A 19,440-nucleotide genomic window follows, 5' to 3' on the forward strand; every position below is an offset into this window, starting at 1 on the left:
GTGCTCCCCGCCTCGCCGGACTGGTTAGGGTTGCCTGCCCGCCCGTCGATCGTGAGGTCCCCCGTGCACACGTCCCCCCGCCACACCTCCCGGGCCGCAGCCGCGGCCGCGCTGCTGTCGGTCGCCCTCCTGGCCGCGGCGTGCGGCTCCGACGCCCCCCAGGGCGGGACGCCGGACGCCGAGCCGACGAGCGGCGGCGGCAGCAGCGCCGCCACGTCCTCCTCGTCGGGGGCCTTCCCCGTCACGGTCGACACCGCCTTCGGCGAGGTCGAGATCCCCGAGGAGCCGCAGCGCGTCGTCGCCCTCGGATGGTCGGACGCCGAGACGGCGCTCGCGCTCGGCGTCGAGCCCGTCGGCGCCAGCGACTGGCTGGGCTTCGGCGGCGACGGCGTGGGCCCGTGGTCGGAGGGCTACACGACGTCGCCGGAGATCATCGGGACGCTCGAGCCGGAGCTCGAGGCCATCGCCGCGCTGCAGCCGGACCTCATCCTCGATACGCGCTCCGACGGCACGCAGGAGCGCTACGACGCCCTGAGCCAGATCGCGACGACGGTCGGCATCCCCGAGGGGGCGGGCGCCTACACGACGACGTGGGAGGACCAGCTCGAGCTCGTCGGCGAGGCGCTCGGCCGCGAGGACGAGGCGGACGCCCTCGAGGACGAGGTGGAGCAGACGATCGAGGACGCCGCGGCGGCGAACCGGCAGTTCGACGGCACCACCGTCGCCGTCGGCGCCCGCACGTCCGAGGGGTACAGCGCCTACACCGAGGGCGACACCCGCGTGGACCTCATGGAGTCGCTCGGCTTCGAGCAGTCCGAGCGGGTCCAGGAGCTGGCCGGCGACGGCTTCTCCGTGCCGGTCTCGAGCGAGCAGCTGGAGCTCCTCGACGCCGACCTCACGGTCGTGTTCCCCATCTTCGTCGAGGCGTCGGAGATCACCGACGACCCGCTGTTCCAGGCGCTGCCGTCCGTCCAGGACGGGCGCTCGGTCGTCCTGGAGGACGAGACCCTCCTCAACGCCTTCTCCAGCGGCAGCGCCCCGGGCATCACCTACGCCGTCGAGAACGCCGTCCCGCTCTTCGCCGCGGCGGTCCCGGCGCGCTGACGCCCCGGCCGGTCCCCGTGCCGGTAACCGCGCCGGACGCACGGCCCGGACGCACGGAGCCCCCGAGCACCAGGTGCTCGGGGGCCTCCGCGCGCGGGGCGTCAGCCGCGGCCCTGCCCCGTGGACGCGCTCGTGCCGCCGTCGACCGGCAGCACGACCCCGGTGACGTAGCGGGCCGCGTCGCTGGCGAGCCACAGCACCGCGGGGGCGACGTCCTCCGGCTCGCCGGGGCGGCCGACGGCCACGCGCTCGACCATCGTCGCCAGCGCGTCCTCGTCGCTCCACACGCCCTGCGTCAGCGGTGTGCGCGTGAAGGCCGGGGCGACGGCGTTGAGCCGCACCCCGCGCGGGCCCCAGTCCAGGGCGAGCGAGCGGACGAAGTTCGTGATCGCCGCCTTGGTGGCGTTGTACGTCGCCTGCCCCCAGTCGCCGCGGTCGCCGGACACCGAGGAGACGGCGACGAGGGTGCCGCCCGAGGCCTCCAGGTGGGGGAGCGCCGCCTTCGCGAGGTGGAAGAAGCCGTCCACGTTCGTGGCGCGCAGGTGCTCCCAGTCCTCGTCGGCGACGTCGGTGACCTCCCCGCCCGCGTAGGCGGCTGCGTTGCTGACGACGACGTCGACGCGCCCGAACCGCTCGACGACGCCCGCGACGAGGTCGCGCACCTGCGCGCCGTCGGAGACGTCGGCCGTCAGCACGGCCGTCCGCTCGCCGGGGCGCCCCGCGACGACCTCCTCGAGCGGCTCGCGGCGGCGCCCCGTGACGGCGACCGTCGCACCGGCGTCGAGGAAGGCGCGCGCGACGGCGGCCCCGATGCCCGAGCCGGCGCCGGTGACGAGGACGACGCTGCCGGTGAAGTCGTGCGTGGTGGTCTTCTCAGCCATGCGCCCACCCTGCAGCGGCGGCGCGCGGTGCGCCCGGTGCGCGAAGGAGAGCCGGCCGCCGGTGGTCAGCCGTCGCCGCGGCGGTCGCGGTCGCGGGACGGCTGCACGCGCTTGGGCTCGCCGGGCATCTTGGGGTGGTTGGGCGGGTAGGGCAGCTCGCCCTCGCCGCGCGCCTCGTCGCGGTCGGCCATCTCGAGCAGGGGCTCGAGGGAGTGGTGGACGTCGTCGAGGGCCGCCATGGGGTCTCCGCGTCGGGCGAGCAGGCCGGGGACCTCGGCGATGGTGCAGTCGTCCGGCTGGACGTCCTCGAGCTCGGCCCAGGTGACGGGGGTGGAGACGGTGGCGCGGGGGGTGCGGCGCACGGAGTAGGCGCTGGCGATGGTGTGGTCGCGGGCGTTCTGGTTGTAGTCGACGAAGATCGCCGACGTCCGCTGCTCCTTCCACCACGCGGTGGTGACGAGGTCGGGGGCGCGGCGCTCGACCTCGCGGGCCAGGGCGACGGCGGCGCGGCGGACCTCGCGGATCTCCCAGCGCGGCTCGATGCGCACGTAGACGTGGACGCCACGGCCGCCGGAGGTCTTGGGGTAGCCGGCCAGGCCGAGCTCGTCGAGCAGCGGGTGGAGGACGTCGAGGGCGACGCGGCGCGCCTCGTCGAAGCCGGTGCCGGGCTGGGGGTCGAGGTCGACGCGCAGCTCGTCGGGGAGCTCGACGTGGTCGGCCCGGGTCGGCCAGGGGTGGAACGTGATCGCGGACATCTGGACGGCCCAGAGCACGGGGGCCGCGGCGTCCACCCGCAGGGCGTCGGCGTGCCGGCCCGAGGGGAAGGTCACGCGCACCCGGCGCAGGTAGTCGGGGGCCCGCTCCGGCACCCGCTTCTGGTACACCTCCTCGCCGTCGACCCCGTCGGGGAAGCGCTGGAGGTAGGTCGGCCGGTCGCGCAGGGCCCGGACCAGGGGGCCGAGCCCGTCGACGGCGCCGTCGGCGGACGAGCTCGCGACGGCCAGGTGGTAGTCGACGAGGTGGCGCTTCGTGCCGCCGTCGGCGCCGAGCGCCGGGAAGAGCACGCGGTCGGGGCTCGTGAGGCGCACCGCGGTGCCGTCGACGTCGAGCTCCTCGGCGGGGGCCTTCGCAGCCACGGGCGTCTCCTCCTGGCTCCGACCTCCGGCCGGACGGGCACGGTCCGTGCCGGTCGTCACTCGACGTCAACGAATCGGGCCACGACGGCGCATCCGTCGCGACCGGGACGTGCCGGAGCCTTCCGGATCGTGCGCTCTCGTCACATGCTGTTCACCCGGCCGGGGCAGTCTCCACCGCGCCCCGTGACCCCGCCATCCCACCGGCCCCGCGCCGGTGGTCCGGCGGAGCCGGTCGCCCGCCGCCCGGCGGGCTGCACGCCCACGCCGTCGACACCGGAGGACCTCCGTGCCACGAGCACCACACCAGGCAGCGCGCGTCGCCGCCGCTGCCACCGCCGCCCTCGTGGGCGGCGCCCTGCTGGCCGCCCCCGCGGCCGCCGTCCCCGCCCCCCCGGGCAGCCCCTTCATCAGCGAGCTGCACTACGACAACGCGGGGGCCGACGCGAACGAGCGCGTCGAGCTCCAGGCGGAGCCCGGCACCGACATGACGGGGTGGACCCTCGTCGGCGTCAACGGGGCCAACGGCGAGACCTACTCGCCGAAGGCGCTCTCGGGCGTCGTGGGGGAGTCCGGCGTCCTCGTCGTCGACTTCCCGAACCTGCAGAACGGCGCGCCCGACGGGCTCGCGCTGCTCGACGCGAGCGGTGCGCTCGTCCAGTTCCTCTCCTACGAGGGCGCCTTCAGCGCGACCCTCGGCGGCGCGGTCGTCGACTCGACCGACATCGGCGTGGCGGAGACGGGCAGCGGCACGGCCGACGGCTCGATCCAGCTGCTCGACGGCGCCTGGGTCGTCTCGGAGGACTCCAACAGCTTCGGCGCCCGGAACGGCGAGGCCGTGGAGCCGGAGCCCGAGCCGGAGCCCGCGCAGTGCGTCGAGGACGGCCTCACGGCCATCACCGCGGTGCAGGGCACCGGCGCGACCAGCCCGCTCGTGGGCTCCGACGTCGTCGTCGAGGGCGTCGTCACCTCGTCGCCCGACGGCTTCGGCAGCGTCTTCGTGCAGGACTCCACAGCCCGCCCGGGCCGCGCGTCCACGGCCGTCAACGTCTTCGGCCCCTCCGGCAGCCCCGTGCGGAGCCTGGAGATCGGCGACCGCGTCCAGGTCACCGGCGAGGTGGACGAGTACCAGGGCCTGACGCAGATCAGCGCCGACCAGGTCGCCGTCTGCGCCACCGACGTCGCCCTGCCGGCCCCGTACGTGATCACGCGCGCGTCGGCGTCCGACGCCGAGCGCGAGCAGCTCGAGGGCATGCTCGTCCGCCCGCAGGGCACGTACACGGTCACCGAGGTCTACAACGCCAACCGCTTCGGCGAGATCGCCCTGGCGGCCGGCCCGGACGTGCTCCTCCAGGCGACCGACGTCGTGGCCCCCGGCCGGGCGGCGCAGCAGTACGAGGCGCGCAACGCCCGCAAGCAGGTGCTGCTCGACGACGGGCGCAGCACTAACCTCGCGAACGCGGGGCAGGCGCCGTCCTACGGCGCGGCGGACGACCCGATCCGCGTCGGCGACCGCGTGAGCAGCTTCGGGGACGTCTCCTACGTCCTCGACTACCGCTACGACGCGTGGCGCTACCAGCCCACCGCGCCGGTGACGGCGGAGACGACGGGCAAGGCGACCTTCGACGACGCCAGCCCGCGGACGGCCGCGCCCGAGGAGGTCGGCGGCGACGTCCAGGTCGCCACCTTCAACGTCCTCAACTACTTCACCACCTTCGGCGGCGAGGCCCGCGGCGCCGACGACGAGGCCGGCCTGGAGCGCCAGGAGGCGAAGATCGTCACGGCGATCAACGCCCTCGGCGCCGAGGTCGTCGGCCTCGAGGAGATCGAGAACGCCGCGGCCCTCGGCGAGGACCGCGACGAGGCCCTCGCCCGGCTGACCGGCGCCCTCAACGCGGCGGCGGGGGAGGAGCGCTGGGCGTACGTCCCCTCGCCGGCCGACCTGCCGCCGACCGGGGACCAGGACGTCATCCGGACGGCCTTCATCTACCAGCCCGCGGCCGTGCAGCCGGTGGGCGAGTCGGTCGTCGACGACGACCCGGAGTGGGTCGGCCGCGCGCGCCAGCCCCTGGCGCAGGTCTTCCAGGCCGGCGGCACGCAGTTCCTCGCCGTCGTCAACCACTTCAAGTCCAAGGGCTCGGTCCCGCAGCCGGCGCGCCCGGGTGACGAGGACACCGGCGACGGCCAGGGCAACGGCAACGCCACCCGCGTGGCCGAGGCCCAGCGCCTCGTCGAGTTCGTCGAGGGCATCGAGGGGGCGCCCGAGGCGGTCGTGCTCCTCGGCGACTTCAACTCCTACACGCAGGAGGACCCGCTCGACGTCCTCCGCGAGGCCGGCTACGTCGACCTCGGCACCGCCTACGACGCGGGGGACACCTACGTCTTCAGCGGCCGCAGCGGCTCGCTCGACCACGTCTTCGCCTCCCCGGCGATGGCGGACGTCGTGACCGGCGCGGACGTCTGGGACATCAACGCGGACGAGTCGTACGCCTACCAGTACGACGGCTACCTGCCCTGGTACGCGCCGGACGCCTACCGGGCCTCCGACCACGACCCGGTCGTCGTCGGCGTCGACGTGGCGGACGCCCCGGTCGACGACGTCGCGTCGCTGCAGCTGCTCGACATCAACGACTTCCACGGCCGCCTCGGCGAGGCGGTGGCGCTGTCGGGCACCATCGAGCAGCAGCGCGAGCGCGAGGACGTCGACGGCACGCTCGTGCTCTCGGCCGGCGACAACATCGGCGCCTCCCCGTTCGTCTCGGCGGTCCAGGCCGACGAGCCGACGATCGAGGCGCTGAACGAGATGGGGCTGCAGGTCAGCGCCGTGGGCAACCACGAGTTCGACCGCGGCATCGACGACCTCCTCGGCCGCGTGGGCGTCGACGGCGAGTCCGGCCTGGCCGACTTCCCGATCCTCGGCGCCAACGTCTACGACGAGGCCGGAGAGCCGCTGCTGCCCGAGTACTCGATCCAGGACGTCGACGGCGTGAGCGTCGGCGTCATCGGCGTCGTCACGCAGGAGACGGGCTCGCTCGTCTCGCCGGCCGGCATCCGCGGCGTCGTCTTCGGCGACCCGGTCGAGGCGACCAACCGCGTCGTCGGCGAGCTGACCGACGGCGTGGGCGACGAGGCCGACGTCATCGTCCTGTCCGCGCACGAGGGCAACCCCCTCGGCGAGGACGAGCAGACGCTGGAGGAGGCCCTCGCGGCCGACACCGCGTTCGCCCGCATCGTCAACGGGGTCAGCCCCGAGGTCGACGCGATCTTCACGGGCCACACGCACCGCGTGTACGCCTGGGAGGCCCCCGTCGCCGGCGGCGGCACGCGCCCGGTCATCCAGACCGGCTCCTACGCCGCCAACCTGGGTCGCATCGTCCTCGACTTCGACCGCACGACGGGCGAGGTGACGAGCTCGACCGTCGAGGAGGTGCCCCTCACCGACGCTCCCGAGGAGGAGCTCGCGGCCGCCTACCCCCGCACCGCGGAGGTCGCGGAGACCGTCGCGGCGGCCGAGGCCTTCGCCGACGAGGTCGGCAGCGAGGTCATCGGCTCGGTGACCGGCGACATCACGCGCGCCTTCACCGGCGCGGGCGTCGAGGACCGGGGGGGCTACTCGTCCCTCGGCGGCCTCGTGGCCGACACCTACGTCTACGGGACGACCCTGCGCCCGGTGGACGACGCCGACCTGGGCCTCGTGAACCCGGGCGGCCTGCGCGCCGACCTCCTCTACGGCGAGGACGGCGTCATCACCCTCGCCGAGGCCAACGCCGTGACGCCGTTCGCCAACGACCTCGTCGTCGTGCCCCTCACCGGCGCCCAGCTGGTCGAGGTGCTCGAGCAGCAGTGGCAGCCCGCCACCGCCTCGCGGCCGTTCCTGGCGCTCGGCACCTCGCGGGAGCTCACCTGGTCCTACGACCCGGAGGCCCCCCGCGGCGAGCACGTCCTCGTCGACAGCATCCGGATCTCCGGGCAGCCGATCGACCTGGACGCCACCTACCGGGTGGCGACGAACTCGTTCCTCGCCTCCGGTGGCGACAACTTCACCACCTTCGCCGAGGGCGCGATCGAGCTCACCGGGCTGATCGACTTCGACGCCTTCGAGGCGTACCTGCGGGAGAGCAGCCCGCTGTCGCCGGAGGACTACACCGGCCGCGTCACCGTCGGCGACGCGACCGAGCAGCCCGAGCCGGCCGCCGAGGTCAGCGCCTCGACGACCACCGTCCGCGCGGGCCAGTCGGTCACCGCGTCGGCCTCGGGCTTCGCGCCCCGCGAGGTCCTCACCGTGTCGGTGCTCGGCCGGGTCTACGGCACGGCCCGCGTCAGCGCGGACGGCGACGGCTCCATGCGCGTCACCATCCCCCGCGAGGCGCAGCCGGGCGACTACACGGCGGTCGTGACGGGCAGCGCGGGCAGCCGCGCCACGCTCGACTTCACGGTCGTGCGCTGACGCCCAGCACCCACCCGCACGACGGCAGGGCCCCCGCAGCGCGCGCTGCGGGGGCCCTGCTGCGTGCCGAGCGGGTCAGCCGGCGATGACGGCGGCGCGCGCCAGGGCCGCCGCGCCGACGACGCCGGCGTCGTCGCCGAGGGAGGAGACGACGAAGCGCAGCTCGGGGCTCGGGCGCAGCATCCACGGGCCCGCGGCCGCCGCGACCCGGTCGACGAGGTCCTGGCCGAGCTTCTCGGGCAGGCCGCCGCCCACGACGACCAGCTCGACGTCGAGGAGGTTGACCGCGGAGCCGACCGCCACCCCGAGGTGCTCGACCGCGGAGTCGACCAACTGGGTCGCCATCTCGTCGCCCTCGTCGAGGGCCCTCGCCCAGACGCTGGAGGTCGGGCGCGGCTTGCCCTCCTCGTCCTGGATGGCGAAGAGGCGCGTCTCCCGCCCGGCGCCCACGAGCGCGTGCGCGGCGCCGGCCATCATCCGCCGCCCGGCGTACGCCTCCACGCAGCCGCGGCGCCCGCACCCGCACATCGCGCCGCCCGGCTGGACCTGGACGTGCCCGATCTCGCCCGAGGAGCCGCGCGAGCCCTCGTAGGGGCGGCCGTCGAGGACGAGGGCGCCGCCGACGCCGGTGCCGAGCCAGAGGCCGAGGACGTCGCGGGCGCCCTGCGCCGCTCCCGCCACCCACTCGCCGAGCAGGCCGACGTTGGCGTCGTTGCCGAGGGTGACCGGGGCGTCCAGTCGCGAGGTGAGACCGCCGACGAGGTCGACGTCGGCGTCCCAGCCCTCGAGGTTGGGCACCGTGAGGACCTGGCCGGCGTGGACGACGCCGGGGATGCCGACCCCGACGGCCACCGGGTCCCCGTCGAGGTCGGCGACGAGCCCGGCCACGGCGTCGAAGACGGCGTCCGGCCCGCTCGTCGGCGTCGGGACCTTGCCGCGGTCCTGGACCTCGTGGTCGCCGGACACCATGCCGACCTGGATGTTGGTGCCGCCGACGTCGACGCCGGCGACCAGGGTCCTGCTCTCGCTCATCGCCCAGGAGTAGCAGCGATCGGGTGCCGCGGGCACCCGGTGCGGGTCACGATCCGGTGGTCACCGGGCGCCGCCGGGGTCGCGGGGTCCGCGCCGCGGGCGGGGCCGTGGAGGCCCGCACGACGAGCCGGGGGCGCACGAGCAGCTCCCCGCGCACGCCCTGCTCGCCGCGGAGCTCGGCCAGCAGGGCGCGCGCCGCGGCCGTGCCGACGGCGTCGACGTCCTGGTGCACGGTGGTCAGGGGCGGGTCGGTGAAGTCCAGGAGGGGCCCGTCGTCGCAGCCCACGACGGACACCTGCCCGGGGACCGCCAGCCCCCGGGCCCGGGCCGCCCGCACCGCGCCCAGCGCCATGAGGTCGGACCCGCAGACGATGCCCGTGACCCCGCGGTCGAGCAGCGCGTGCGCCGCGGCCTCGCCGCCCTCGAGGCGGAACTGGGTGTGGACGACGAGGGAGTCCACCTCGCCCGGGCGCACGGAGCCGGCGAGGTGGCGCCGGACGGCGTCGTGGAAGGCGGCCGTCTTGCGGATCGAGGGCACGTAGCGCGCGGGCCCCATGGCGAGCCCGACCCGCTCGTGGCCCAGCCCCACGAGGTGGGCCACGGACTGCTCGACGGCGGAGGCGTCGTCGGTGGAGACGAAGGGGGCGTCGATCCCGTCCATCCAGCCGTTGACGAAGACGGCGGCGAGCCCCCTGCGCCGCAGGTGCTCGTAGGGGCCGGCGTCGGCGTCGGTGTTGGCGTGCACGCCCGAGAGGAAGACGACGCCGGAGGCGCGCTGCTGCAGCAGGACCCGGACGAAGTCGGCCTCGTGCACCCCGCCGGGCACGAGCGAGCAGACGACCGGCGTGTAGCCGGCCCGCGCCAGGTGGGTCTGCACGACGAGGGACAGGGCGGGGAAGACGGGGTTCGTCAGCTCGGGCACGACGATGCCGACGAGCCCCGCCACCGGCGCGGGCAGGAAGCGGTCGTCGTACCCGAGCACGTCGAGGACGGACCGCACCTTGTCGCGCGTCGCCTGGGAGACGCCGGGCTTGTCGTTGAGGACGCGGCTGACCGTGGCCTCGCTCACCCCCGCCCGGACGGCGACATCCGCGAGCCTCATGCGCATCCGTGCAACCTACTCGCGCAGACGACCCGACTTCTGTGACGCAAGACACTTCCATCGTCTGCAAGATTCTTGCTATTGTCCCGCCACGCAGCGCGGCGCGAGCCGCCGGCCCGAACCCCGCCGACGGCCCTGGTGCACCGGAGCACCCAGGGCGCGGCTGCGCCCCCGCTCGACCCCCGCCACCCCCTGAGGGCCGACCACGGCCCTGCCCGCTCGACTGACGAGGAGCACCATGCGCATCCCCCTGAGGGCGGCCGTCGCGGCCGTCGGCATCGCCGCGCTGACCGCCGGCTGCAGCGGAGGGAGCGGCGACGGCGCCGCCCCCGCCGGGACGACCGCGCCCGAGGGCGGCGCGAGCGCCGAGGAGACCGGCGCGCCGGCGCGCGACGACGCCGACCTCGTCATCTGGACCGACGAGCTCAAGATCGACCCGGTGACGCAGATCGCCGAGCAGTTCGGCGAGGAGAACGGCATCTCGGTGGCCGTCCAGGCCGTCACCGACCTGCAGGCCAACTTCATCACCGCGAACGCGGCCAGCAACGGCCCCGACGTCGTCGTCGGCGCCCACGACTGGATCGGCAACATGGTCCAAAACGGGGCGATCGACCCCCTGCAGATCACCGCCGACCAGCTCGGGCAGTACTCCGAGGTCGCCGTCGACGCCGTCACCTACGACGACCAGCTCTACGGCCTGCCCTACGGCGTCGAGGCGCTGGTGCTCTACCGCAACACCGACCTGGCGCCCGAGGCGCCGGCGACCCTGGACGACGCCTTCGCCACCGGTCTGCAGCTCAAGGAGGCGGGCACGGTCGAGTCGGCCTTCAACCTCCCCGTCGGCGAGCTGGGCGACGCCTACCACATGCAGCCCCTCTACACCTCGCTCGGCGGCTACGTCTTCGGGCGCGACGCCTCGGGCGCCTACGACCCGACCGACCTGGGGGTGGGGGACGAGGCCTCGCAGGCGGCCGGCGCCCGCATCCAGGAGCTCGGCGAGGGCGGCTCCGGCGTGCTCACGCGCTCGGTGAGCGGCGACAACTCCATCGCCCTCTTCGCGGACGGCCAGGCGCCGTACCTGCTGTCGGGCCCGTGGGCCCGCGCCGACGTCGAGGCCGCGGGCTTCGGCTGGGACGTCCAGGCCGTGCCGGGCTTCGCCGGCGCCGAGCCGGCGCAGCCCTTCACCGGCGTGCAGGCGTTCTACGTCGCCTCCAACGGCACGAACAAGGCGTTCGCGCAGGAGTTCGTCACCGGGACGATGAACACCGAGGAGGCCATGCAGACGATGTACGACGGGGCCAACATCCCGCCGAGCCTCGTCTCGCTCCAGGAGTCCGAGGTGGCCGCCGACCCGCAGCTGCAGGCCTACCTCGACGCCGCGAACGCCGGTGAGCCGATGCCGTCCATCCCGCAGATGGGCGCGGTCTTCGAGCCCCTCGGGCAGGCCTACTCCGCCATCATCGGCGGCGCCGACGGCGCCGAGACGATGGTCCAGACCGGCGACACCATCCGCGCCGCGATCAGCTGAGCCCCCGGCGCCGGGGCGGGCCCTCCCGCCCCGGCGCCCCGGCCGGCCCTCACGGCCCTCGGCCAGCCCTCACGGCAGCCGGCCCGGCCCTCCGACCCGCACCTCCTCCGCGCGCCGCTCCCGGGCCGCGCGGCGCACCGTCGCGCCCACCGTCCCGACCGACCCCGCCCAGGAGGCGACGTGGTCTCGCAGCAGCTCCGCCCCGCCCCGCAGGAGAGCCCGGCGTCGCACGCCGCGCCCCGCGGCTCCCGCTCGGTCCCCGTCCTCCTGCTCAAGGTCCTCGTGCTCGCGGTGGTCATCAGCACCGTGGTGGCGCTGACGCCGGCGCTCGTCGCCGCGGAGCGGTGGGGCTTCCTCGTCTTCTTCTGGGTGCTCGTGCTGCTCGTCGTCGCCGTCTACGCGACCCGGCGCGCGATCCCGCTCAAGTACCTGCTGCCCGGGGCGGTGCTGCTCTTCAGCTTCGTCGTCTACCCGGTCATCTCGACCTTCCAGGTGTCGCTGACCAACCTCGGCGACGGCACGCGGGCCACCCGCGAGGAGGCGACGGCGCAGATCCTCGGGGCGTCCGTCGTCCAGGCGCCCGACGCGCCGCGCTACAACCTCAGCGTCGCCACGACCGGGTCGCCGTCGGCCGGGCCCTACGCCTTCCTCCTCGTCGACCCGGCGACGGGCGAGGCCTCCGTCGGCACGGACGAGGGGCTCGAGCCGCTGCCCGACGCGACCGTCACCGACGGCTTCGTCACCGCGGCCGACGGCTACGAGCTCCTGACGCCGGTGCAGGTCAACGACGCGAGCGCCCAGCTGGCCGACCTCACGGTGCCCGTCGACGGCGGGGCCATCCGCCAGCTGGGCATCCGGCAGGCCTTCCTCGGCTCCACGCCCCTCGTCTACGACGAGGACGCCGAGACGATCACGAACACCGACACGGGCGCCGTCTACGCGCCGACGCTGCAGGGCGACCGCGAGTACTACGTCAGCGCCGACGGCCAGCGCCTCTCGGACCAGTCCTGGGCCGCCGACGTCGGCCTCGCCAACTACGTGCGGGCCTTCACGGACGCGCGGATCCTCTCGGACTTCCTCGGCACCTTCGGCTGGACCCTCGTCTTCGCCACGCTCTCGGTGGCGACCACCTTCGCGCTCGGGACCGTGCTCGCCATCGTCCTCAACGACCGCCGCGTCCGGGGCCAGAAGGTGTACCGCTCGGTGCTGCTGCTGCCCTACGCCATCCCGAGCTTCATCTCGCTGCTGCTGTGGTCGGGCTTCTGGAACACCGACTTCGGGCTCATCAACGACCTCACCGGCCTGAGCGTCAACTGGTTCGGCGGCGAGACGACGGCGAAGGTCGCCGTCATCCTCACGAACCTCTGGCTCGGGTTCCCCTACATGTTCCTCGTCGTCACCGGAGCGCTGCAGGCGATCCCCGAGGACCTCAAGGAGGCGGCGGGCCTCGACGGCGCGGGCGGCTTCACGGGCTTCCGCACCATCACCTTCCCCCTGCTGCTCATCCCCACGGCGCCGCTGCTCGTGGCCTCCTTCGCCTTCAACTTCAACAACTTCAACACGATCTTCCTGCTCACCGGCGGCGGGCCCTTCACGCCGGACAACCCGACCGCCGGCGGCACGGACCTGCTCATCAGCTACACGATCCGCCTCGCCTTCGGCGCCAGCGGGGCGCAGTTCGGCTTCGCCTCCGCCATCGCGGTGCTGCTCTTCATCCTCACCGGCGTCGTCGCCGCCCTGCAGTTCCGCCTGACCCGCCGCCTCGAGGACGTGATCTGACATGACCAGCCAGGAGCTGCGCGCGGGCACCCCGACCGCCCCCGGCCACCTCGCCGCGCCCGGTGGCGACGGCCCGCCCGCGCCGTCCGCCCCGCCGACCGCCTACCGGATGAGCCGGGGGCGCTGGTGGCGCGAGGTGGGCTGGCGGCACGTCGTCGGCCTCGCCGCCGTCGCCTTCGCCGTCTTCCCCGTGCTCTACATCGTCTCGGCGGCCTTCAACCCGCTGGGCAGCGTCGTCTCGACCGACCTCGTCCCGCGCCAGCTGAGCCTCGTGAACTTCCAGGCGCTCTTCACCGACCCCTCGCGCCCCTTCGGCCGGTGGATGCTCAACACGCTCGTCGTGTGCACCTCGGTGACGCTCATCCAGGTCACCTGCAGCGCCTTCGCCGCCTACGCCTTCAGCCGCTTCCGGTTCCGCGGGCGGCGCGGGGGCCTGCTGGCCCTCCTGCTCATCCAGATGTTCCCGCAGATCCTCGCCACCATCGCGCTGTTCCTGCTCTTCACCGACCTCGGCGAGGTCATCCCGGCCATCGGCCTCAACACGCTGGCCGGCTACGTCCTCGTCATGTGCGGCAACGCCTTCGCGCAGGTGTGGCTCATCAAGGGCTTCTTCGACTCGATCCCGGCCTCCCTCGACGAGGCCGCGACGGTCGACGGCGCCGGGCACGCGACGATCTTCTTCCGGATCCTCCTGCCGCTGCTCGTGCCGATCCTCGCCGTCACGAGCCTGCTCGCCTTCGTCGGCGTCATCAGCGAGTTCCTCATCGCCTCGATCTTCCTGCGCGAGGCGGGCGTGCGGACCGTCGCCGTCGGCCTGTGGTCCGTCATCGAGAACGACCGCTCGAACAACCTGGGGCTCTTCGCGGCCGGTGCGCTGCTCACGGCGATCCCCGTCGTCCTGCTCTTCCAGTACCTCCAGCGCTTCATCGTCGGCGGCATCACCGCGGGCGGGGTGAAGGGGTGAGCCCGGCGCCCCGGGACCACGAGCTCCGCGCGCCCCACCACGACGGCTCCGCCTGGTGCACGGGGACGGCGTCGCCCGCCCTCGGCGAGCGCGTGCCCGTCCGGGTCCTCGTGCCTGACGCGGCCGACGGCTCGCCGTGGGGCGGCGCTGTGCACGTGCGCCAGCTGCGCGACGGCGAGCCCGTCCTGCGGGCCGCCGTGCCGGACGGCCGCGGCCCGGGCGGCACGTGGTTCCACGCCGAGGTGGAGGCGCGCAACCCCGTGACCTCCTACCGCTTCCTCCTCGAGGGGCGCGACGGCGTGGGCCGGCCCGCGCACCGGTGGCTCACCGGCGAGGGCGTGACCTCGCGCGACGTCACGGACGCCGCCGACTTCCGCCTCCTGGCCTCCGAGGGCCCGGCGGCCTGGGTGGCCGACCAGGTGGCCTACCAGGTCTTCCCCGACCGCTTCGCCCGCTCCGGTGCGGAGCGGGAGACGCCGTCGTGGGCCGACCGCGCCGCGTGGGACGACCCGGTGGTGCACCGCGGGCCGGGCGTGGGGCGGCAGTGGTTCGGCGGCGACCTCGACGGCGTCGCCGCCCACCTCGACCACGTCGCGTCGCTGGGCGCCTCGCTGCTCTACCTGACGCCCTTCTTCGAGGCCCGCTCCAACCACCGCTACGACGCGGTGACCTTCGACCACGTGGACCCGGCGCTCGGCGGTGACGCGGCGATGCGCCGGCTCGTCGACGCCGCGCACGCCCGCGGGATGCGGGTCATGGGCGACCTCACGACCAACCACACCGGCGTCGAGCACCCCTGGTTCCGCGCCGCCCTCGCCGACGCCACCTCCGAGGAGGCGGACTACTACCGCTTCCTCGACGACGACCCGATCGGTTACGAGACGTGGCTCGGCGTCGACACCCTGCCGAAGCTCGACCACACGTCGGCGTCCCTGCGCCGGCGGCTGGTCGACGGGCCGGGGTCCGTCGTCGCCGAGCACCTGCGGCGCGGGCTCGACGGGTGGCGCATCGACGTCGCCAACATGACCGGGCGCCTCGGCGCCGACGACCTCGCCGTCGAGGTGGCCCGCCTGGCGCGCGCGACGGCGCAGGCGACGAGCCCGGGCGCGTGGATGCTCGCCGAGCACTGCCACGACGCCTCCTCAGACCTCGTCGGTGACGGCTGGCACGGCGCCATGGACTACGCCGGCTTCACCCGGCCGGTGTGGGCGTGGCTCAACGCCGGCTACCCCGGCGGCCCGGGGGAGGAGCACGGCCTGCGCTTCCTCGGCTGGCCCGTGCCCGTGCCGGTGCAGCCGGGCGGTGACGTCGTCGCGACGATGCGCGCGGTGCACGCGGCGATGCCCTGGCGGTCGTGGGCGGCCTCGACCTCGCACCTCGACACCCACGACACGCCGCGCTTCCGAACGGTGGTGGGCGGCGGCCGCAGCGGCCTCGCCGACCTCGCCGGCCGCGGGCGCGACCGGCACGTCGCCGGCCTCGCGCTGCAGATGACGCTGCCCGGCGTGCCGACCCTCTTCGCCGGCGACGAGGTCGGGTTCACCGGCCTCGACGGCGAGCACGCGCGCACGCCCATGCCGTGGGACCGCCCCGGGGCGTGGGACGCGCCGACGCTCGACGCCGTGCGCACCTGGGGCCGGCTGCGGCGGGACTCCGTCGCGCTGCGCCGCGGCGGGCTGCGCTGGGTCGCCGCCCGGGACGACGTCCTCGTCCACCTGCGCGAGCACGCCGAGCAGCGCGTGCTCGTCGCCGTCGCCCGGGCCGACCACGAGCCCGTCCGGCTGCCGCTGGCGGCGCTCGGGCTCCGGTCGGCGTCCCAGCTCGTGCCGCTCGTCGGCGGCCCGGCCGAGGGCGGCGGCGACGGCACCGTCGTCCTCCCGGGCCACGGCCCCTCGGCCTCGGCCTGGGTGCTCGAGGGCTGACGGCCCGACCCACCCCGACCCGACCCACCCCGACCCGACCCGACACGGCGTCCCGGGGGACCGCCGCGGCACCGCACCCGTTCGGAACGACCACCAGGAGACCCCCGTGAGCACCACGACCACCCCGGCCCGCCGCGTCCCCGCGAGCGCCCCGGTGACCGCGCCCACGCCCGCCGCCCCGCAGGCCCGTGACTGGTGGCGGCGCGCCGTCGTCTACCAGGTGTACCCGCGCAGCTTCGCGGACGCGGACGGCGACGGCCTGGGCGACCTGCGCGGCATCACCTCCCGCGTGGGCCACCTCGCCGCGCTCGGCGTGGACGCCGTGTGGCTCAGCCCCTTCTACCCCTCGGCGCTCGCCGACGGCGGCTACGACGTCGACGACCACCGCGCCGTCGACCCGCGCCTGGGCACGCTCGAGGACTTCGACGCGATGGTCCGGGCGCTGCACGCGGCCGGCATCCGCGTCGTCGTCGACGTCGTGCCGAACCACACCTCCGATCGGCACGCCTGGTTCCGCGAGGCCCTCGCCTCGCCGCCGGGCTCGCGCGCTCGCGGGCGCTACGTCTTCCGCGACGGCCGCGGGCCCGACGGCGACGAGCCGCCGAGCTCGTGGCGGTCGATCTTCGGCGGCCCCGCGTGGGAGCGGGTCGTCGAGGCCGACGGGACGCCGGGGCAGTGGTACCTCCACGTCTTCGCGCCGGAGCAGCCGGACCTCGACTGGTCGGACCCCGAGGTGCGCGAGGACATGCTCGAGACGCTGCGCTTCTGGGCCGACCGCGGCGTGGACGGCTTCCGCGTGGACGTGGCGCACGGCCTCGTCAAGGACGTCGACGGCCACCTGGACGTCCACGTCGAGATCCTCGACACGGGGATCGAGGGCGGCAACCACCCGCTCTGGGACCGCGACGAGGTGCAGGAGGTCTACGCGCAGTGGCGCCGCGACGTCCTCGACGCCTACGACCCGCCCCGCTCCGCCGTCGCCGAGGCGTCGGTGCACCCGGACCGCCGGGCGCGCTACGCCGACCCGCTCGGCCTCGGCCAGGCCTTCAACTTCGACCTCTTCACCTGCGGCTGGGACGCCGCGGAGATGCGCGCGGCCATCGACGGCGGGCTCGCCCAGCTGGCCGGGGGCTCCTCGGCGACGTGGACGCTGTCCAACCACGACGCCGTGCGGCACGCCACCCGCTTCGGCGTGCCCCCGCGCGAGGGCGTCGGCTCGCAGGAGGCGGCGAAGGCGTGGGTGACGAGCGACGGCCGCGACCCGGTCGACCTCGACCTCGGGCTGCGCCGCGCGCGGGCAGCGCTGCTGCTCGAGCTGGCGCTGCCCGGTGCCGTGTACCTGTACCAGGGCGAGGAGCTGGGGCTCCACGAGGTCGCCGACATCCCCTGGGACGCCGTCGAGGACCCCATCGCCGTGCGCTCCGGCGGCGAGGAGAAGGGGCGCGACGGCTGCCGCGTCGCGCTGCCGTGGACGCAGGACGGGCCGACCTTCGGCTTCGGCCCCGAGGACGGCGCGCTGCCGGGCATGCGGCAGCCCGCGTGGTTCGGCGCCGTGTCGGCGGCCGCCCAGGACGGCGTGCCCGGCTCGACGCTCGAGCTCTACCGCGCCGCCCTGCGGCGGCGGCGGGAGCTGACGACGGACGACGACGCCCTCACGTGGGTGGACGACGCGCCCGGCGTGCTGCACCTCGAGCGGCCGGGCGGCTGGCGGTCGGTCACCAACCTCTCCGAGGTCGACGTGGCCCTGCCGGCGGGCGAGCTGCTGCTCGCGAGCGACGCGGCGCCCGACGCGTCCGACGTGGCGCAGGGCCGCGGGGTCCTGGCGCCCGGCACCTCGGTGTGGATGCGCTGACGGGCCCGGCGCCCGCCCCCGCCGCGGGCTGCGCGCCGGCCCTCAGGCGCCGACGCGGTCGTCGCGGGTGGTGAGGACGGCCACCTGCTCGGCGACCCGGGCGGCGGGCGGCGGGGGCGGCGGCCCGGGCCGGACGTCGACCTCCTCCCCGGTCGAGGACGCGGCGACGCCCGCGCCGGCGGCTGCGGTGGCGGCCGCGCTCGTCCCCGCGACGTCCGTCCGTGGCGACGGTGCGGCGGCGGCCGCCCCGGCGCCGCCCAGCAGGCCGACGAGGAGGGCGCCCGTGACCGCCAGCACCGTCGCGGCGCGAGGACGTCGGCGGGAGCGCCGCCCAGCGACGTGAGGCGCGGGGGCCGGCGTGCTCGTGTGCGCGTCGGGTGCGTCGTCCGCGACCCGGGGGGCGGGGTCGGGCGTGGTCCGGCTCATGGTGCTCGTCCTGTCGTCGCTGGTGCGGGCGGAGGCCCGGCGGGGCGAGCGCCCCGGCAGGAGGACCGTCGGCGCGACCGCTGTGACGCCGCTGTGCGGACGCCGTGGCGACAGGACGAGGTGCAGCGCCGCACGGACGGGGACCTCCGGACGGGTGAGCGCCGGGTGGCGCGTCGCCGGAGCCGCGACGATCATCGGCGTCCAGCGAGCCCGCCGGCCGGCGGGCTCCCGACAGCGCCGCCCCGGCGGCCGGACGGAGCTGGCATGGGCATCGGACTCGGCATCTTCCTGCTCGTCGTCGGCGGCATCCTCGGCTTCGCCGTCGACGCGGACGCCGTGAGCGGCGTCAACCTCAACGTCGTCGGCTTCGTCTGCCTCGCGGCCGGCGCCCTGGCGCTGCTGCTCGGCATCGTGCAGACGACCCAGCGACAGCACCGGACGGATCGCGTCGAGTACGTCGACGAGCGCCGCCCGCGCGACTACCCGCCGCCCCGCCCCTGAGAGATGCCGCCGGTACGGCGAGACGGGCTGCGGATGCTCAAGGACCGCTCGGGATGAAGTCCGCCAGGGCGAGATGGTGGATGGCGTGCGCCTACCTATCCGCTGCCGCGGCCGGAGTGGTCGTCACGCTCCTCGTGATCGACCTGGCTACTCCTCACGCCGCCTTGACCGACGCGTCGATCTCTCATCTGGGGCGCGTCATTGGCACCTTCCTCGTCTCCCCCGGTTTCGGCGGGGCCGCAGCAGTGCTGGCGGCCGCCCTGGCGTACCGGGCGGCTGCCAAGACGCGTGCGAACGCCAAAGCCCAGGCCGAGGCCGACCGCAACAACGCGCTCGACGACCGCGAGGACGACAGGTGGTGGAGCATGTACCGGTTGGTTTACGAGGATGCTCCCGGTATGGGCGAGAAGGGGGCCACCCTGGCACTGGAGGCGCTGGAAGAGAAGGCGCACACTGGCGAGCAGGACAGCTTCCTGGTCGTGCTGAGCGAACGGCTCCAGCCGACCGACGCGGTGGTCGAGGAGGAGACATCGTGAGTGCGAGTGACGGTGGACCGAGCACGAGGATCGGCTGGAGGGGTGTGACCAACCCTCGTCTGCGCCAGCGCGTCGACGCCGTTCGGCTTCGTTCTGAGCAACGCATCGAGCAGCGCGGTGAGTCGGGTTCGTCCTCACGCGGTAGGTGGGTGGTCGTGGACGGCAAAGTCGTGCGCGAGACGCCCGAGTCGCGCGAAGGTGACCGGCGCGCTGCGTCCTAAAGAGCAGAGGCC

At 75.0% G+C, this 19,440-nt stretch carries 14 protein-coding genes; 9 read left to right on the forward strand and 5 right to left on the reverse strand.

Features of this window, described 5'->3' with window-relative positions:
* Positions 1–63 precede the first annotated feature (63 nt).
* Positions 64–1,104 (forward strand): iron-siderophore ABC transporter substrate-binding protein, encoded by a 1,041-nt coding sequence (locus Q0789_RS04920; protein WP_298802715.1) that lies wholly within the window; start codon positions 64–66, stop codon positions 1,102–1,104.
* Between the two features lie 101 nt (positions 1,105–1,205).
* Here Q0789_RS04920 and Q0789_RS04925 read toward each other — a convergent pair whose 3' ends face one another.
* Both Q0789_RS04925 and Q0789_RS04930 read right to left on the reverse strand, forming a co-directional pair.
* Positions 1,206–1,985: an SDR family NAD(P)-dependent oxidoreductase gene (locus Q0789_RS04925; RefSeq protein WP_298802717.1), complete on the reverse strand. Its 780-nt coding sequence runs from the start codon at positions 1,983–1,985 to the stop codon at positions 1,206–1,208.
* A 65-nt stretch (positions 1,986–2,050) separates the two neighbouring features.
* Positions 2,051–3,121 carry a DNA polymerase domain-containing protein gene (locus tag Q0789_RS04930; RefSeq protein ID WP_298802719.1) on the reverse strand — a complete coding sequence of 357 codons (1,071 nt, stop codon included), beginning with the start codon at positions 3,119–3,121 and terminating at the stop codon, positions 2,051–2,053.
* A gap of 286 nt (positions 3,122–3,407) precedes the next feature.
* Between Q0789_RS04930 and Q0789_RS04935 the strand changes: the two genes are divergently transcribed.
* Entirely contained in the window at positions 3,408–7,565 is a 4,158-nt protein-coding gene (locus Q0789_RS04935; protein WP_298802721.1) for an ExeM/NucH family extracellular endonuclease, read from the forward strand.
* 75 nt (positions 7,566–7,640) lie between these two features.
* Here the strand turns inward: Q0789_RS04935 and Q0789_RS04940 are convergent, their stop codons facing one another.
* Complete coding sequence (locus tag Q0789_RS04940; RefSeq protein WP_298802723.1) at positions 7,641–8,597, reverse strand: ROK family protein; 957 nt, start codon at positions 8,595–8,597, stop codon at positions 7,641–7,643.
* A gap of 46 nt (positions 8,598–8,643) precedes the next feature.
* Positions 8,644–9,699: a LacI family DNA-binding transcriptional regulator gene (locus Q0789_RS04945; RefSeq protein ID WP_298802725.1), complete on the reverse strand. Its 1,056-nt coding sequence runs from the start codon at positions 9,697–9,699 to the stop codon at positions 8,644–8,646.
* Between the two features lie 238 nt (positions 9,700–9,937).
* Between Q0789_RS04945 and Q0789_RS04950 the strand changes: the two genes are divergently transcribed.
* The 5 genes from Q0789_RS04950 (at position 9,938) to Q0789_RS04970 (ending at position 17,744) form a co-directional block, all read left to right on the forward strand.
* Positions 9,938–11,227: an extracellular solute-binding protein gene (locus tag Q0789_RS04950; protein WP_298802727.1), complete on the forward strand. Its 1,290-nt coding sequence runs from the start codon at positions 9,938–9,940 to the stop codon at positions 11,225–11,227.
* 180 nt (positions 11,228–11,407) lie between these two features.
* Positions 11,408–13,006 carry an ABC transporter permease subunit gene (locus Q0789_RS04955; protein ID WP_298802729.1) on the forward strand — a complete coding sequence of 533 codons (1,599 nt, stop codon included), beginning with the start codon at positions 11,408–11,410 and terminating at the stop codon, positions 13,004–13,006.
* A 109-nt stretch (positions 13,007–13,115) separates the two neighbouring features.
* Positions 13,116–13,970 (forward strand): ABC transporter permease subunit, encoded by an 855-nt coding sequence (locus Q0789_RS04960; RefSeq protein ID WP_171203867.1) that lies wholly within the window; start codon positions 13,116–13,118, stop codon positions 13,968–13,970.
* Positions 13,967–15,892 carry a glycoside hydrolase family 13 protein gene (locus Q0789_RS04965; protein ID WP_298802733.1) on the forward strand — a complete coding sequence of 642 codons (1,926 nt, stop codon included), beginning with the start codon at positions 13,967–13,969 and terminating at the stop codon, positions 15,890–15,892. Before Q0789_RS04960 ends, Q0789_RS04965 begins: the two co-directional genes overlap by 4 nt.
* Positions 15,893–16,046: 154 nt before the next feature.
* Positions 16,047–17,744 (forward strand): glycoside hydrolase family 13 protein, encoded by a 1,698-nt coding sequence (locus Q0789_RS04970; RefSeq protein ID WP_363325921.1) that lies wholly within the window; start codon positions 16,047–16,049, stop codon positions 17,742–17,744.
* Between the two features lie 42 nt (positions 17,745–17,786).
* Here Q0789_RS04970 and Q0789_RS04975 read toward each other — a convergent pair whose 3' ends face one another.
* A complete protein-coding gene (locus tag Q0789_RS04975) occupies positions 17,787–18,170 on the reverse strand; it encodes a hypothetical protein (protein WP_298802737.1) in 384 nt (127 codons plus the stop codon).
* Positions 18,171–18,434: 264 nt separating this feature from the next.
* Between Q0789_RS04975 and Q0789_RS04980 the strand changes: the two genes are divergently transcribed.
* Together Q0789_RS04980 and Q0789_RS04985 are read left to right on the forward strand one after the other, a co-directional pair.
* Positions 18,435–18,671, forward strand: coding sequence for a DUF6458 family protein (locus Q0789_RS04980; RefSeq protein ID WP_298802739.1), 237 nt, complete (start codon positions 18,435–18,437; stop codon positions 18,669–18,671).
* Positions 18,672–18,805: 134 nt separating this feature from the next.
* Positions 18,806–19,207, forward strand: a complete 402-nt coding sequence (locus Q0789_RS04985; protein WP_298802741.1) for a hypothetical protein — start codon at positions 18,806–18,808, stop codon at positions 19,205–19,207.
* Positions 19,208–19,440: the final 233 nt, after the last annotated feature.

It is taken from the genome of uncultured Pseudokineococcus sp. (genome assembly GCF_947499845.1).
Taxonomy (GTDB): domain Bacteria; phylum Actinomycetota; class Actinomycetes; order Actinomycetales; family Quadrisphaeraceae; genus Pseudokineococcus.

Excerpts from the sequence above, each read along its gene's own strand:
- Q0789_RS04925 (WP_298802717.1), bottom strand. The coding sequence starts at position 1,985 with ATGGCTGAGAAGACCACCACGCACGACTTCACCGGCAGCGTCGTCCTC.
- Q0789_RS04940 (WP_298802723.1), bottom strand. The coding sequence starts at position 8,597 with ATGAGCGAGAGCAGGACCCTGGTCGCCGGCGTCGACGTCGGCGGCACC.
- Q0789_RS04945 (WP_298802725.1), bottom strand. The coding sequence starts at position 9,699 with ATGAGGCTCGCGGATGTCGCCGTCCGGGCGGGGGTGAGCGAGGCCACG.
- Q0789_RS04950 (WP_298802727.1), top strand. The coding sequence starts at position 9,938 with ATGCGCATCCCCCTGAGGGCGGCCGTCGCGGCCGTCGGCATCGCCGCG.
- Q0789_RS04960 (WP_171203867.1), top strand. The coding sequence starts at position 13,116 with ATGAGCCGGGGGCGCTGGTGGCGCGAGGTGGGCTGGCGGCACGTCGTC.
- Q0789_RS04975 (WP_298802737.1), bottom strand. The coding sequence starts at position 18,170 with ATGAGCCGGACCACGCCCGACCCCGCCCCCCGGGTCGCGGACGACGCA.
- Q0789_RS04980 (WP_298802739.1), top strand. The coding sequence starts at position 18,435 with ATGGGCATCGGACTCGGCATCTTCCTGCTCGTCGTCGGCGGCATCCTC.